Origin of the sequence: Novosphingobium kalidii, from assembly GCF_040534015.1 — a bacterium.
In the GTDB taxonomy this organism is placed as follows: domain Bacteria; phylum Pseudomonadota; class Alphaproteobacteria; order Sphingomonadales; family Sphingomonadaceae; genus Novosphingobium; species Novosphingobium kalidii.
The window spans coordinates 57,109-70,281 of the sequence record NZ_JBEWLY010000027.1; the positions used below are offsets into that span (position 1 = coordinate 57,109).

Below are 13,173 nucleotides of genomic sequence, written 5' to 3' on the forward strand. Positions count from 1 at the left end.
CCTAGCCCGGCTCGTGGGCTGCCAGGAAAGCGTCGAGCTTGCTCAGGTGCACCGCGATCTGTTCGGGCGGCAGGAACGAGCCGGTAAAGCTGTTGCGTGCCAGCATAACGAGATGTTCGCGCCCAAGGCCGCGCGCCCTCGCCACTGCGCGATAGTTGTCGCCTACGTATCCGCCGAAATAGGCCGGATCGTCCGAGTTCAGCGTCGCCTTCAGGCCCGCTTCCAGCATCCGGTCTATAGGATGGTTTGCGAGATCATCGACGACGCACAGCTTGAGGTTGGACAGCGGGCAGACCGTCAGCGTCACCTCCTCGCTGCTCAGCCGCTGCACCAGCCCGGGATCCTCCATGGCGCGATTGCCGTGGTCGATCCGATCCGCTCCGATCAGGTCCAGCGCTTCGTAGACGTAGGCGGGCGGCCCCTCCTCTCCTGCATGAAGCGTGATCTTCAGGCCCTTCTGGCGCGCAGCCGCAAAGACCCCGGCGAACTTGGCAGGCGGATGCCCCACCTCTGAAGAATCGAGGCCCACGGCAGTGATGCGGTCCAGCCATGGCTCAGCCTCTGCGAGGGTGGCGAACGCCGCTTCCTCGCTCAGGTGGCGCAGGAAGCACAGGATCAGTTCGGTCGTCATGCCGAACTTGGCCCGTGCGTCCGCCATCGCCGAAAGCAGCCCCTCGATCACCTCTGCAAAAGCAATGCCGCGATCGGTGTGCGTCTGAGGATCGAACATGATCTCGGCATGGATCACCCCATCGGCGGCCGCCCGTGCGAAGTAGGCCGCGGCAAGGTCATGGAAATCCTGCCGCGTGCACAGGACGGCAGCGCCAGCGTAGTAGATATCCAGGAAATCCTGCAAGTTCGAGAAGGCATAGGCCGCCCGCACCTCTTCCACCGTCGCGTAGGGGATCGCCAGGCCATTACGCTCCGCGAGCGAGAACATCAGTTCAGGCTCCAGGCTGCCTTCGATGTGCAGGTGAAGTTCGGCCTTCGGAAGGCCGGAGATGAAGCTGTCGAGATCGGTCATGGTACCCTTTCAGGGCTCAAGTCTTGAGCAACATGGCAGATGCCGCGAGGCCGCGCTACGCCATTTCAAACCGCATCACCGGCCCGTGCTTCAGCCGCACTTCTCTCCGCCAGACGGGTCGCCTGCGCCGATTCAACCGCCCGTGCCGAGCGGGCATAACGCCCGGCAAGCCACGCGCAGACAAACAGCTGCAGCTGGTGGAAGATCATGAGCGGCAGCACGACGAGTCCCACTTGCGCGGGAGCGAACAACGCGCCGGCAAGAGGCACGCCCGATACCATGCTCTTCTTAGAGCCACAGAACAGCAGCACAATCGCGTCTTCGCGCGGGAGCTTCGCCAGCCTGGCCGTGAATGCGGATGCTGTTAGGATCAGCGCCAGTATAGCCGCGCTCAAGATCAGCAGCATGCCAAGGTCGGAAACGTTCAGCACCTGCCAGATGCCGTTGACCACGGCTGCACTGAAGGCGGTGTAAACGACCAGAAGGATCGAGCCGCGATCCACCAGCATCAACATCTTCTTGTGCCGGTCGACAAAGCTGCCGATCAGCGGGCGTAGCAGGTGGCCCGCTACGAATGGCACAAGCAGTTGCAGGACGATACCTTGCGCCGCATGCCAGTCGAAGCCCTGCCCTGAAGCCCCCGAATGGATAAACAGCGCGGCCAGCAGCGGGGTCGCGGCGATCCCAAGCACATTCGACAAGGAGGCGCTGCAGACTGCCGCCGCCACGTTGCCGCGCGCCATCGCCGTAAAGGCAATCGAGGACTGGACGGTGGAAGGCACCAATGTGAGGAACAGCACGCCGGAGACCAGCAATGGGTTAAGCCAGCCTTGGGCAAGCTGCGCGGTCACCAGTCCCACCGCCGGGAACCAGACATACGTCGATGCGAGAACAAGGGCGTGGAGCCGCCAGTTGCCGATCCCCTGCACGATCGCCGCGCGGGACAGCTTCGCGCCATGCATGAAGAACAGCAGCGCGATAGCGGCGTCGGCGAGAACGTCGAAAGCCTCTGCCGATCCACCTCGGACCGGCAACAGCGACGCCGCCGCCACCACCCCGATCAGGCACACCAGAAAAGGATCGATGCCGGGGATGAACGACCTACGGCGCATGAAACCTCTCGATGACATCTTTTGCCGATCTAGCGGGAAGGGATCTGGAAACGCGATCCAATGATGGAGTGCCCCTCGGCACCCCGTCACTACCGGCTCACGCCTCCATCACCCTCAGGTGCCTGTGCTACCACCGGCGGCTGAGTTTGCCGGAGGGTGTCGGACGGTGGCCGCCGCGCTTCGATCATCTGCGCGGCTTCATCCAAAGCCCTTGCCTCGCCCACCGTCACCCCTCCGGGACCCGGTGCGTTATCGGCCTTCTCGCAGCCGCCAAGCAGCAGCCCGGCCAGTCCGATCCATATCAGTCTCACGCCGCAGCTATAGCGAACCTATGCCCGCGCGAGAACCTTCAGCCTTCGATGATTCGTGTATGCGGATGATGCTTGTCGAGATGGCGCTGAATAATCTTCAGATTGCGTGTGTTGGAGCGGAACAGAAAGTCGAAGGCATCCCCCGCGATCGGCACCGCGCCGAGCACCGAATCGACGCCAACGTTCGCCGCCATGCGCGCGATCTGGAACTTGGACATGCCCAGCTTTCGCGCTTCCCAGACCAGGTAGAAGCCGAGCGCGGCGGAGACGACGTCGCCTGCGACCGGAACCAGGCCGACCACCGCATCCAATCCCACCCGTCGCCCGATCCCGGGTATCACGAAGCTGCGCTCAAGCACCTTCTCAAGCGCTTCGATACGCCGGCGAATTGACGCCGCGTCGTTCCCAAGCGGTAGCTCGGGACGCATGGGCCGGGCCGACCCTGTTTCGGGCATCGTGACGAACCTTTCAAAAGCGAGTGAAAGCCTATCTGTGCAGCCAGGCGAGCGGCATCAAGGGGTGCCACGCCCAGGCGTTCGTCGCAAAGCCTTCCACATTCCCGCGCACCAATGACCAGCGGATCGGCGTTCCGAGAGGGATGAACACGTTTGCCTCGGTCAACCTCGATTGCGCCTCTGCCATTTTTGCGGCGCGCTCGGCGGCATCCTCGGTCTTGACCGCCGCCGCCACAAGGGCGTCGATCTCGGCATCGCAGAGACCATTGCGGGCAACGCACGACAAACGATTCAAGAACCAGTGCGCGCGGGGATAGCGGGCAACTTCGTCAACCAGCCGCAACCCGGCTGACTCTGGATCTTCCACGCGCTTGCTGCTTACCCCGATGATGCGGAAATCGCTCGACAGGCGGTTGAACAGGATGTCGGATCCTGGCCCCGACGGCAGCCAGATCGATACTTCCGGCGCTGCCGCGGTGTCCTCCCCGTCTTCACCGGCCAAACTCGCAGCCCACTGCCGCACGCGCTGCGCGGCCACCGCTCGCCTTTCCTCCAGCGAGAGATCGGCCCAGCGCTCTCCCTCGGGGCCAAGCTCCCCTTCCAGATCGGGCGAAAGAATGCTGGTCGACGGGTTCCACCCACTCACGCCGAACGGTTCGATCAGGGCCGGACGGTCGATCGCCATGGCCAGTGCCTCACGATTTGCGGGATCGCTGAGGAAGCCCTCGTTCTTCATCACCTGCAGGCCGAAAAGCCCGATGACAGGATCCAGTTGGATCGTGCCGCGCAGGATGCCAACTGACTTTGTAAGCGGAAAGTCCTGAATTCGTCCGCCCAGCACAAGGTCCACCTGCCCATCGTTGAAACGCTCCACCGCCTGCTCTGCCGGAAGTGCGACCATTTCAACTTCCCGGACGCGTTCTTCCCACTCGGGCACCTCGGGCAAGCCCAGGCGCCCGGGCTCAATCGGTGTGAAGCGGGCGATCGCACCATCTCGCTTGAGCATCATCGGCCCATCGCCCTTCTTCTCGTGCAGAAGGGCCAGCTCAGGCTGCGCCAGCAACTGCAGGAAATACGGCATGGGACGGTGCAGACGAATTTCGATGACCCGCCCGGCCATAACCCGAACCTCATCCACTCCAGCGAGATCAAGACCGAGCGGGGTATTGCGCAGCGCACGCATGGCGGCATTCAGCGACCTCTTGGCAGACTTGGCGGTCAGCGGCTCACCGTCCAGCCACTCCCCATCGCGAAGCCGGAAGATGTAGCTGCGGCCGTCATCCGTCACGATCCAGCGGTCAGCCAGAGCGGGGACCACTCGCCCCTGCTCGTCGAAAGAGACCAATCCACCGGCAGTGGAGGCGCGCGTTAGCTGTCCTGCAAGAGGGCGATTGAGACCGGTTTCGAAAGGATCATCAGGTGACCCGATAACCGCGACTGCGAAGTGCGACGTGTCGTTGGAACCGCAACCGGCGAGTAACGCAAGCAGCAACCCTAGCGCCGTCAACCAGCAGGTCTTGCATATCGCAGGCGCATTTTTCAGAGCTGCCATGGAAAATCGACTAGTCGATTTTTGCGGTGTCCGCAAAGGCGCCGTCTAGCAACATTGCGCGACCGCAATCTCTTGCCGCCCCGGCGTTGGTCCGCAAGCGTCAGACTTTTCGGATCTTGCCCGTGCTGGAGTAAGGCTGGTGATTGCGCGTGTAGCCCGGAATCGAATCGTCTTCCGTGTTCAACCTGGTTCTCGCGATTCGCGCGTCGATCGGCTCAAGGAAGGCGACGCCGAACCGGCTTTCCTGAATCCACGCAATTGAACCTTTGACCCAGCCGATGTTGCGAATGTTCACCTCAACGACGGAGCCGCGCAGAACACGCACATTGCCTTCGCCCATCATCCCGCCATCGGACAGGTTGCGAACTTTGATGCGGTGCTCGCCCGAGATGTTTTCAGTCCGCAGATCAGCCATGAGAAACAGGCTGTCGCGGGCGATCTGCCTATTTTCGCTTTCGTCCATCGGCTCCATCCGCAAGGCTTCGGGCGTCTCGTCTATAACTCATCGCCGCCGCAAAGGTGACGAGAGACGTACTCTAATCGCAAAGCGCAAAAAAACGCTTAACGCTTGAGTAATTTTTAGACGCCCGACACCGCCGGTCAATCGTCGCGTGAGACCTTTTCGCGCCGCTCATGCGCCTCCTGCGCCTCCACAGTCATTGTCGCAATGGGACGCGCGATCAGGCGGCCCATACCGATCGGCTCGCCGGTCACTTCACAGAAGCCGTATTCGCCCTCCTCAATTCTGCGCAGCGCCGAATCGATCTTGGTAATGAGCTTGCGCTGGCGATCCCGCGTGCGCAGCTCGATACCCCAATCGGCCTCGCTGGAGGCCCGGTCATTCAGATCCGGCTCGCGTATCGGCCCGTCCTGCAACTGCTGGAGGGTTCCGGCCGAGGCATTCAGTATCAGGCGTTTCCAAGCCAATAGCAGCCTGCGAAAGTACTCCTGCTGCGGCTCGGACATGTAAGGTTCGTCGTCAGAAGGGATATAGGCGCCGCCGATTTCTCGCTTCGCCTTGGCAAGTACGTCAATTTCGTCAGCTAGGGCCGTCGTCATTTCAAGATGAACTCCGCACCGTTTCACCCCTGGGAACGACGATGCCCTGCAGCCCCAGGTTGTCCCTGGTGACCCCCGCTTTCCCAGGATGCCGGGCCTATAATTCCGAGGGTTTCCGCACACAAGCATTGATGCAGCTTCTTTGACGAAAAAGCTTCGCGTCAGGCAGGCTCACGGTCGGCGAATGCCCGAGGTGGCTGCGGCAATTAAGCGCTCGCGTTAACCATTTGTTGAGTGCGGAAAGGCAGATTTAACCGTGAACTGAAGGGCGAAAGGGTCGTCTCGGCGGTTCGGGGGTGAATCCTATGAGCATTGCCTGGTTTAACCATCCTGATAAGAACAGCGTCGAGAGTGCTGCCGTGGAAGACGCACTTGTCGCAAGTTGCCTTGCTGCTGCCGGGCAAGGCGACATCTCCGCATACTTCGATCTTGGCGTAGCATTCTCCACCGGTAGCCACGGGGTAAGCTGCGATCTGGTCGAAGCGCACAAGTGGTTCAATCTGGCGGCCGTCGCCGGGCACGAGGAAGCGGCCATGTGCCGCGCCGACATTGCCGACGAGATGACCGCACGCGAAATCGCCGAGGCACAGCGCCGTGCGCGCCAGTGGCTCTCGACGACCACTCGCCGCGCTGCCTGACCTTAGTCGCTTTTCCGAAAGGGCGTTCGCTGCGCCAGCCAGAGCTGGTCTTGAGCGACACCCTGGCGTTCGCGGCTGAGGAAACCCGCGACAGCGTCGCGGAAGCTCTCGTTCGCGATGTAATGCGCTGAGACGGTGCTGACAGGCTCATAACCGCGCGCCAGCTTGTGCCCGCCTTGCGCACCGGCTTCCACCCGGGACAGGCCAAGCGCAATCGCGGCATCGATCGCCTGATAGTAGCATAGCTCGAAGTGCAGGAACGGCCGGTCCACAAGCGCTCCCCAGTAGCGACCGTAAAGTGCTTCGCCGCCAATGAAGTTTAAAGCACCGGCAACAGGGCTGTCGTCCTCGTAAGCCAGGATGAGCAGTATCTTGTCTGCCATCCGCTCGCCGAGCAGCGTGAAGGCGTCACGAGTCAGATACGGATGGCCCCACTTGCGCCGTCCGGTGTCCTGATAAAACTGCCAGAACACGTCCCAATGGCGGTCCGTCAGCTCATCGCCCGTCAGCGCGCGGATGGACAGGCCCTCTTGTGCCTTGGCCCGCTCCTTGCGCAAATCCTTGCGCTTTCGCGACGCGAGCACGCCCAGGAAATCCTCGAAGCTGGCGTAGTCCCGGTTGGTCCAGTGGAACTGCGTGTCCTCCCGCAGGAGCCATCCAGCTTCCTCGAACGCAGGCACTTGTTCGGGCGCGATGAAGGTCGCGTGTGCCGATGAGAGGCCATTCTGATCGCACAGCGCCTCTGCAGCCCGCAGGAGCGGCAGCACAAACTCGGGTTTGCCAGTCAGCACGCGCGGCCCCGTCGCCGGTGTGAAGGGCACCGCGATCTGGACCTTGGGATAGTAGTCTCCCCCCGCTCTATGCCAAGCGTCGGCCCAGGCGTGATCGAAGACGTACTCGCCTTGGCTATGCTCCTTCAGATAGGCAGGAAGTGCGCCTGCAAGCTCACCGGCCGCACCTTCTATAACGATCGGCGTGGGCGCCCAGCCACTGGACCCGCCCACACTTCCGGAGTCCTCCATCGCCGACAAAAAGGCATGGCTGACGAAGGGATTGCCGCAGTCAGTGAGTGCATCCCACTCCGCTACCGGCAGAGCGGAAACGCCGCCAGCAGCGACCTTCGCAACGAACTCTCCTTCGTTCACGCTTAAAGCCCCGTTTCGTTCGCCACGCCGGCGACGCCCTCGGCCTCTGCTATTGCGGCGTCCGCGTTTTTCACAGCGCGCTCACGCTCCTCGGCGCTGCGCACCGTCCAGGTGGTGATCGGGAGACCGCGGTTGCGCTGCCCGGCCGCAAAGCGGCTGGGGAGGTCGCGAATATCGTAAGCCAGGAAATCCGGCCGCGCATGCCATAGGGCTCCACGCCGTCGAAGCATGCCAGCACCCCCTCGCCGCCCGTTCTCAGACAGGACCAGCCCGCGGACGGTATGCGGTGAATGAAGGAAGAACCATCGGGCAACCCGCGGATCGAAGCTCATCACGGCATGACAGCCGGTGTAGCCCTCCAGGACTCGGCGCACTGCCAGACATAGAGGAGCCACGCCCTGTTCGCGGCGGGTTTTAATTTCGATCAGCAGCGGCACGCGCCCGGCAATCAATGCCAGAACTTCGCGCAAGGTCGGGATGGTACCGCAGCCTCCTCGCAGGCTGATCTGGCCGAGTTGAGCCGCGCTGAAGCGAACGATCGAGCCGATCCGCTCTGTCAGGCGCTCGAGCTCCGAGTCGTGGAACACCATTGCCTGACCGTCACTGGAGCGCTGGATGTCGCACTCGATTCCCAGTCCCCTGCCAATGGCCGCCTCGAAAGCTCCAAGGGAGTTTTCCAGCACACCGGCCCTGTGCAGCCCTCGATGTGCGTAGTCCTGCTTGCCGATCCACGCCACCTTGCGCGGATCAGGCGCAGGCGCCCGCCACTGATCAAGGAGCGCGAACAGCGACAATCGCATCAACCTCCACCGCTGCCCCGAGTGGCAGCACCGGCACGCCCACAGCGCTGCGGGCATGTTGGCCCGCAGCGCCGAATACCGCCGCCATCAACTCGGAGGCTCCATTGGCGACCTTGGGCTGGTCCGTGAACAGCGCCGTTGAATTGACGAAGACCCCCAGCTTCACGATTCGCTCCACCCGCGTCAGCGATCCGAGCGCCGCCTTGAGCTGTGCGAGGATCATGACCCCGCAGGCCTGCGCCGCGAGGACGCCGTCTTCAAGGCTTACATCTTCGCCCAGCCTACCCGTCACCAGCTTGCCGGAGACGAAGGGCAGTTGTCCTGAGACATGAGCGAGACCGCCCGCCTCGACGACCGGCACATAGGCGGCGACAGGTGCTGCGGGCTCAGGCAGCGTCAGCCCCAAAGCCGCCAACCTGGTCTCGACTTCGCCGTCACTCATGTGTCTTGCCTTTCTTCGTACTGGTGTAGCTGGGTGAGCAGCCAGGGCACTGCTCCTTCCCAATCATCGATGCGCGCATGAGCATGACCCGCCTTGTGCGCGCATGCGATATGGGGCGCAATCAGCGGCTCTGCGCACAAGTGCAACCGCGACACATTCGGCGCGATCTCCGAAACCGAATCGTGATGCTGCGCAAGATCGTCGATGAAAGCCGCACGGCTTGGTGCGTATTCTTCGAGGATGGCTTTCAGCGCCGGCCCCTTGGGTCCTTGATTCGTAAAGACGCGCAGATCGAGCCCGTGCTCCAGCAACTGCCGCGTGCGGGCTTCCTGGCGGAAATCCATAAGGTTGGTGAGCACGACGACATTAGCATGTTCACGCAGCGCATTGATGGCGTTCACAGCGCCGCGAACGGGCGTCTGGCGGTGCATCTGATCGTCGAAAAACCGGTTGAGCAGCGTCCAGATCTCGGGCTGCGGCACCGGTTCGCCGCTGTCGGTACGCCGCATGGCATTGGCGAAGTCACTGCTGCCCATCGCGAAGGTCACACCCTCTGCCTCGGCCAGCCAGTCACGAAAGTGCGAGACCATGTAGAGCAGCACTTCGTCGCAATCGGTTATCACCAGTGGACGCTTCATGCGCGGAGCCTCCCACGTGCGGCCGCAAGATCTTGCGGAGCGACATCGAGTGCCTCGGCAGCGCCCAGAAGATCCGGCTCATGAGAGCACAGGAACTCGAGCACCGCGCCCAACGTACCTCGCTCGCCAAGGGAGGTGCGGAGGTCTTCGGGCGTAAGACCCGTCAACGCCAGAAAACGGCCAGCGCGATCTTCGTCACCGAGAATCCAGCCCAGCGCGTTGAGTGCGAGCGTCTGCGGATCAGGCGCGTTCGCGCTTGGGGATGCGGGTTGCTTAAGAATTGTCAGCCTCGCGTGTGTGCCATAGGGTGCAGGATCAAACTGTTGGATGCCAGTCCGTTAGATAGGGTCGCAAACCGAATGGCAAAGCGAATCCTCGTTGTCGAGGACAACGACCTAAACCGGAGGCTCTTCTGCGACGTGCTCAAGAGCCAGGGGTTCGCGTGCGAACCGGTAGCAGACGGGCGCGATGCGCTCGAAAGAGCCCGCGAGTTCGTGCCCAACCTCATCATCATGGATATCCAGCTGCCGAATATATCAGGCCTCGATCTCATCGAAACGATGAAGCAGGATCCGACACTGCGCTCCATTCCGGTGCTCGCCGTCACCGCCTACGCCGGTAAGGGCGACGAGGAACGGATCCGCGACGCGGGAGCAGAAGGCTACCTCGCAAAGCCAGTCTCTATCGGCCCGTTCATGCAAGCGGTAAGAGCGCTCGTCTAAGGCGGGGTTGACACTCAAGCGTGGTGCCGCTTTTGCGCCCTATTTTCCGGCCAAAGAGCCGACGCCGTTAACCGGAGCACCTGATTCATGGAACGCGAAGCCACCAAGGCCCGCATCGACGCCCTCATTGAACCCTTCAACAAGAAGGGCATCGCCGTCACCGATGAGACGCGTTTCACCGACGATCTCGAGTTCGACAGCCTTACGGTGATGGATTTCGTCGCAGCGATCGAGGACGAGTTCGACATCATCATCAGCATGAACCAGCAGGCCGAGATCGAGACTTACGGCCAGTTGGTGGACGCCGTGGTGAAGCTGAAGGGCTGAACGCGATGACCGAAGCCGTGAGCCAGCCCGACCAGCCCTGGACGATTGAAGGCGGGACGCCCGACTTGTTCAGCAAGTTCGATCCGCTGATCCAGATGCGCGAAAACTTGCTCGCCTCGGGCGTCGAGGATCCGTTCAGCCTGGTGATGGAGAAGGTGCTCTCGCCCACGGTCGCCGTGTGCAACGGACGCGAGACAATCCTGCTCGGCACCTACAACTATATGGGGATGACCTTCGACCCGGACGTGATCGCCGCCGGCAAGCAAGCGTTGGACGATTTCGGCTCCGGCACCACCGGCAGCCGCGTGCTCAACGGCACTTACGCAGGCCACCGCGCCGTCGAGCAGGCGCTATGCGACTTCTACGCCATGGATCACGCCATGGTCTTCTCGACCGGGTATCAGGCAAATCTAGGGATCATCTCGACGATCGCTGGCAAGGGCGACTACATCGTCCTCGACATCGACAGCCACGCTTCCATCTGGGACGGCTGCAAGATGGGTGACGCGGAAGTCGTCCCCTTCAAGCACAACGACATCGAGGCGATGGAAAAGCGCCTGCGCCGCATTCCCGAGGGCGCCGGCAAGCTGGTTGTCCTCGAAGGCGTTTACTCGATGATGGGCGATATCGCGCCGCTCAAGGAAATGGTCGCGGTCGCCAAGAAACACGGCGCGATGATCCTTGTCGACGAGGCGCACTCGATGGGCTTCATCGGCCCGAACGGCCGGGGCGTGGCAGAGGATCAGGACTGCCTCGACGACGTGGATTTCATCATCGGCACCTTCTCCAAGTCCGTCGGTACCGTTGGAGGCTTCTGCGTCTCGAACCATCCCAAGTTCGAGATCATGCGGCTGGTCTGCCGTCCTTATGTGTTCACCGCCAGCCTGCCGCCGAGCGTCGTTGCCACTGCATGCACCTCGATCCGCAAGCTCATGGACGCCGCCGACAAGCGCGCCCATCTTTGGGAGAACTCACGCACACTGCACAAGGGCCTCAAGGATGCCGGATTCCAGCTCGGCACCGAGACTCCGCAGAGTGCGATCATCTCGGTCATCATGCCTGACCTGGAGCGCGGCGCGGCGATGTGGGAGGCCCTTCTGCATGAGGGTCTTTATGTGAACCTCGCGAGGCCGCCGGCAACGCCCGCCAACATGACGCTGCTGCGCTGCTCGCTATGCGCCGAACACTCGGCCGAGCAGGTGCAGCAGATCATCGGCATGTTCCAGCGAGCGGGTGCCCGCGCGGGTATCGTCTGAGCGCAAGTCAAAGCCCTGCGAAGATCGACAGGGCCACGTTGATCCATAGCGCGAAGACGAAGACCACGCCCACAACGAACGCCAAGCCGCGATGCGCGGGGTCATTGTACGTCATGTGTACAAGGCTCTGCACAACGCGGGCGGCGGCGTATCCCCAAGCGAAGGCGAGCGTCCAGCCCGTGACGCCGCCCAGCACGAACGACGTGAGGCAGCCCGCATAGAACAGCGTCGGCAGTTCGAACAGGTTGTCCCAATGCCGGGCTCCTGCGGCGGCACTCTCAGGCTCGGGGGTGCCGTGGTGAGCTCGGTAATAGGAAGGATCGTGGCCGCCCTTGACCGCAGCCGCCCTTCCCATTGCCAAGCGTACGAACGCGACCAGCGTCAGCGCGATAACGAGAAGCACGGGCAGGAAGATCAAGGTCTGGTCAGTGGCGTACGGCATCGTGTCTCTCCCAGTTTTGCGAGAAAATGCCTCCGGGTAGTGCCGGCTGCAAGCTGCGAGGCGACTACGATTTCGTGGAGGCGCTATCGGGTGCGCGGAAGTTCCTCAAAAGCGTAGCGGTCACGAATTTGGGCGTTGAAGAAACCGCCCTTTCACGATGCGGCGTCGAACTCGTGCGCAAGATGGTCCGGCACCCCAAAGTAGCGGTAACGCCGCCCGGTGACGAACGTCACATCCAGCGCCTGTACCTCTGGATCATAAACGAAGTGGCGTATCGCGGTAGATGGCATGGAAGGGCAGTGTCGTGACCGCAGCGACAGCCGAGTTCGTTGCCGCCGCTGTGTCAGTTTGCGGCGGCTAGCGGCTTGGCCCTTATGGTCGACGCCTGCGCCTGGAGCACGGCCTTGGGCTGACGGGTTGCGAAGTAGTCTTTGCCATACTGATTGTATGCGAAAAACTCAGTGATCGGCACGCTAAACTCGCGTTTGCCATCGGCGAGGATGACATCGTTGCCCGAAAGACGAGCGATGATGCCGACAAGCTTGCCACTGGCATCAAAAACCCGCTGGCCCGTCACCATCTCGCGTCGCGTAACATTGCGAACAGTCATCACGTCATGGTGAGACATGGCCGCTTCGACCGCCGCATCATCGGCGCTCGCGTCGTCGGCATCCTGAGCCACGACCGGGGCGGCTGCTGCAAGCGCCACGCCCGCCGCAGCGAGGAGCATTATCCTGGTCATCTTACGTGTCTCCACTAGGGACATTCCACTAGAAATGCAGCATGCGCGGCCGAAGTTGCATGCGCAGCACCTCGTAATGCCGAGAGTCGACCAGGTGACGTGTCGCAATGATGAACACGGGCGTGTTCGCCGCCAGCGCCCGCTCAGTAGCGCCTGGCGCGCGATGGCCTGCGTCTGCCGGTCAGGGGGTCGGAGACGCCTGACCGGCCTCGGGTGTCTCCGGCGGGACATTCGTCATTGGCGTATCCGGCACATCGACCGGCACACCGGGTGAGGTCGCCTCGGTGACGATCAGCTCGCCGCCGCTAACATCGGTGGCGTCGGCCTCATAGGTTGTCTCTTCCTGGCCGCCGCATGCCGCGAGAGGCAGAGCCGCCGCGGCAGCGAAAAGCAGGACACCAAAGCCGCTTGTGCGTGAAGCGATCATGGGACTTCTCCTATTACTTTTGCGGTTTTGCGATGAGTACTCGGTCCCGCCCTCTACATCGGAAAGCTCGACGCGGTACGG

Annotated in this window: 20 protein-coding genes; 4 read left to right on the forward strand and 16 right to left on the reverse strand. The window is 62.3% G+C overall.

Annotation, left to right across the window (positions count from 1 at the left end; genetic code table 11):
* Position 1 precedes the first annotated feature (1 nt).
* The 7 genes from ABVV53_RS16560 to dksA form a co-directional block, all read right to left on the reverse strand.
* Positions 2–1,024, reverse strand: coding sequence for an adenosine deaminase (locus ABVV53_RS16560; RefSeq protein ID WP_353985539.1), 1,023 nt, complete (start codon positions 1,022–1,024; stop codon positions 2–4).
* Positions 1,025–1,089: 65 nt separating this feature from the next.
* Positions 1,090–2,136 carry a bile acid:sodium symporter family protein gene (locus tag ABVV53_RS16565; RefSeq protein ID WP_353985540.1) on the reverse strand — a complete coding sequence of 349 codons (1,047 nt, stop codon included), beginning with the start codon at positions 2,134–2,136 and terminating at the stop codon, positions 1,090–1,092.
* Between the two features lie 89 nt (positions 2,137–2,225).
* The gene (locus tag ABVV53_RS16570) at positions 2,226–2,447 is read right to left on the reverse strand and encodes a hypothetical protein (RefSeq protein WP_353985541.1); all 222 of its coding nucleotides are present in this window, start codon (positions 2,445–2,447) and stop codon (positions 2,226–2,228) included.
* A gap of 38 nt (positions 2,448–2,485) precedes the next feature.
* Entirely contained in the window at positions 2,486–2,902 is a 417-nt protein-coding gene (locus tag ABVV53_RS16575; protein WP_353985542.1) for a DUF4112 domain-containing protein, read from the reverse strand.
* A 31-nt stretch (positions 2,903–2,933) separates the two neighbouring features.
* Positions 2,934–4,454 (reverse strand): ABC transporter substrate-binding protein, encoded by a 1,521-nt coding sequence (locus ABVV53_RS16580; protein ID WP_353985543.1) that lies wholly within the window; start codon positions 4,452–4,454, stop codon positions 2,934–2,936.
* A gap of 100 nt (positions 4,455–4,554) precedes the next feature.
* Positions 4,555–4,917: a PilZ domain-containing protein gene (locus ABVV53_RS16585; protein ID WP_353985544.1), complete on the reverse strand. Its 363-nt coding sequence runs from the start codon at positions 4,915–4,917 to the stop codon at positions 4,555–4,557.
* A gap of 137 nt (positions 4,918–5,054) precedes the next feature.
* Positions 5,055–5,513, reverse strand: a complete 459-nt coding sequence (dksA, locus tag ABVV53_RS16590) for an RNA polymerase-binding protein DksA (RefSeq protein WP_353985545.1) — start codon at positions 5,511–5,513, stop codon at positions 5,055–5,057.
* A 305-nt stretch (positions 5,514–5,818) separates the two neighbouring features.
* Here dksA and ABVV53_RS16595 point away from each other — a divergent pair, with 305 nt between their 5' ends.
* Entirely contained in the window at positions 5,819–6,151 is a 333-nt protein-coding gene (locus tag ABVV53_RS16595; protein ID WP_353985546.1) for an SEL1-like repeat protein, read from the forward strand.
* A gap of 2 nt (positions 6,152–6,153) precedes the next feature.
* On the opposite strand, the gene ABVV53_RS16600 is transcribed toward ABVV53_RS16595, so the two are convergent.
* From ABVV53_RS16600 to ABVV53_RS16620, 5 genes are read right to left on the reverse strand one after another with little or no spacing between them, the layout of a single operon-like run.
* Complete coding sequence (locus tag ABVV53_RS16600; RefSeq protein ID WP_353985547.1) at positions 6,154–7,296, reverse strand: GNAT family N-acetyltransferase; 1,143 nt, start codon at positions 7,294–7,296, stop codon at positions 6,154–6,156.
* Between the two features lie 2 nt (positions 7,297–7,298).
* Positions 7,299–8,096: a glycerophosphodiester phosphodiesterase family protein gene (locus ABVV53_RS16605; protein WP_353985548.1), complete on the reverse strand. Its 798-nt coding sequence runs from the start codon at positions 8,094–8,096 to the stop codon at positions 7,299–7,301.
* Positions 8,068–8,538: a RidA family protein gene (locus ABVV53_RS16610; RefSeq protein WP_353985549.1), complete on the reverse strand. Its 471-nt coding sequence runs from the start codon at positions 8,536–8,538 to the stop codon at positions 8,068–8,070. The genes ABVV53_RS16605 and ABVV53_RS16610 overlap by 29 nt, the downstream gene beginning before the upstream one ends.
* On the reverse strand, positions 8,535–9,176 hold the full coding sequence (locus ABVV53_RS16615; protein WP_353985550.1) for an HAD family hydrolase: 642 nt from the start codon (positions 9,174–9,176) through the stop codon (positions 8,535–8,537). The genes ABVV53_RS16610 and ABVV53_RS16615 overlap by 4 nt, the downstream gene beginning before the upstream one ends.
* Positions 9,173–9,505, reverse strand: coding sequence for a DUF3572 domain-containing protein (locus tag ABVV53_RS16620; RefSeq protein WP_353985669.1), 333 nt, complete (start codon positions 9,503–9,505; stop codon positions 9,173–9,175). Before ABVV53_RS16620 ends, ABVV53_RS16615 begins: the two co-directional genes overlap by 4 nt.
* A 30-nt stretch (positions 9,506–9,535) precedes the next feature.
* On the opposite strand from ABVV53_RS16620, the gene ABVV53_RS16625 reads away from it, so the two are divergent.
* From ABVV53_RS16625 to spt, 3 genes are all read left to right on the forward strand, one after another.
* Positions 9,536–9,898, forward strand: a complete 363-nt coding sequence (locus ABVV53_RS16625) for a response regulator (RefSeq protein ID WP_353985551.1) — start codon at positions 9,536–9,538, stop codon at positions 9,896–9,898.
* An 87-nt stretch (positions 9,899–9,985) separates the two neighbouring features.
* The gene (locus tag ABVV53_RS16630) at positions 9,986–10,225 is read left to right on the forward strand and encodes an acyl carrier protein (RefSeq protein ID WP_353985552.1); all 240 of its coding nucleotides are present in this window, start codon (positions 9,986–9,988) and stop codon (positions 10,223–10,225) included.
* Between the two features lie 5 nt (positions 10,226–10,230).
* Positions 10,231–11,481 (forward strand): serine palmitoyltransferase, encoded by a 1,251-nt coding sequence (gene spt, locus ABVV53_RS16635; protein WP_353985553.1) that lies wholly within the window; start codon positions 10,231–10,233, stop codon positions 11,479–11,481.
* 7 nt (positions 11,482–11,488) lie between these two features.
* On the opposite strand, the gene ABVV53_RS16640 is transcribed toward spt, so the two are convergent.
* From ABVV53_RS16640 to ABVV53_RS16655, 4 genes are all read right to left on the reverse strand, one after another.
* Positions 11,489–11,923, reverse strand: coding sequence for an MAPEG family protein (locus ABVV53_RS16640; protein WP_353985554.1), 435 nt, complete (start codon positions 11,921–11,923; stop codon positions 11,489–11,491).
* A 152-nt stretch (positions 11,924–12,075) separates the two neighbouring features.
* Positions 12,076–12,213 carry a KTSC domain-containing protein gene (locus ABVV53_RS16645; protein WP_353985555.1) on the reverse strand — a complete coding sequence of 46 codons (138 nt, stop codon included), beginning with the start codon at positions 12,211–12,213 and terminating at the stop codon, positions 12,076–12,078.
* 53 nt (positions 12,214–12,266) lie between these two features.
* Entirely contained in the window at positions 12,267–12,665 is a 399-nt protein-coding gene (locus ABVV53_RS16650; protein ID WP_353985556.1) for a hypothetical protein, read from the reverse strand.
* A 181-nt stretch (positions 12,666–12,846) separates the two neighbouring features.
* Positions 12,847–13,092 (reverse strand): hypothetical protein, encoded by a 246-nt coding sequence (locus ABVV53_RS16655; RefSeq protein WP_353985557.1) that lies wholly within the window; start codon positions 13,090–13,092, stop codon positions 12,847–12,849.
* Positions 13,093–13,173: the final 81 nt, after the last annotated feature.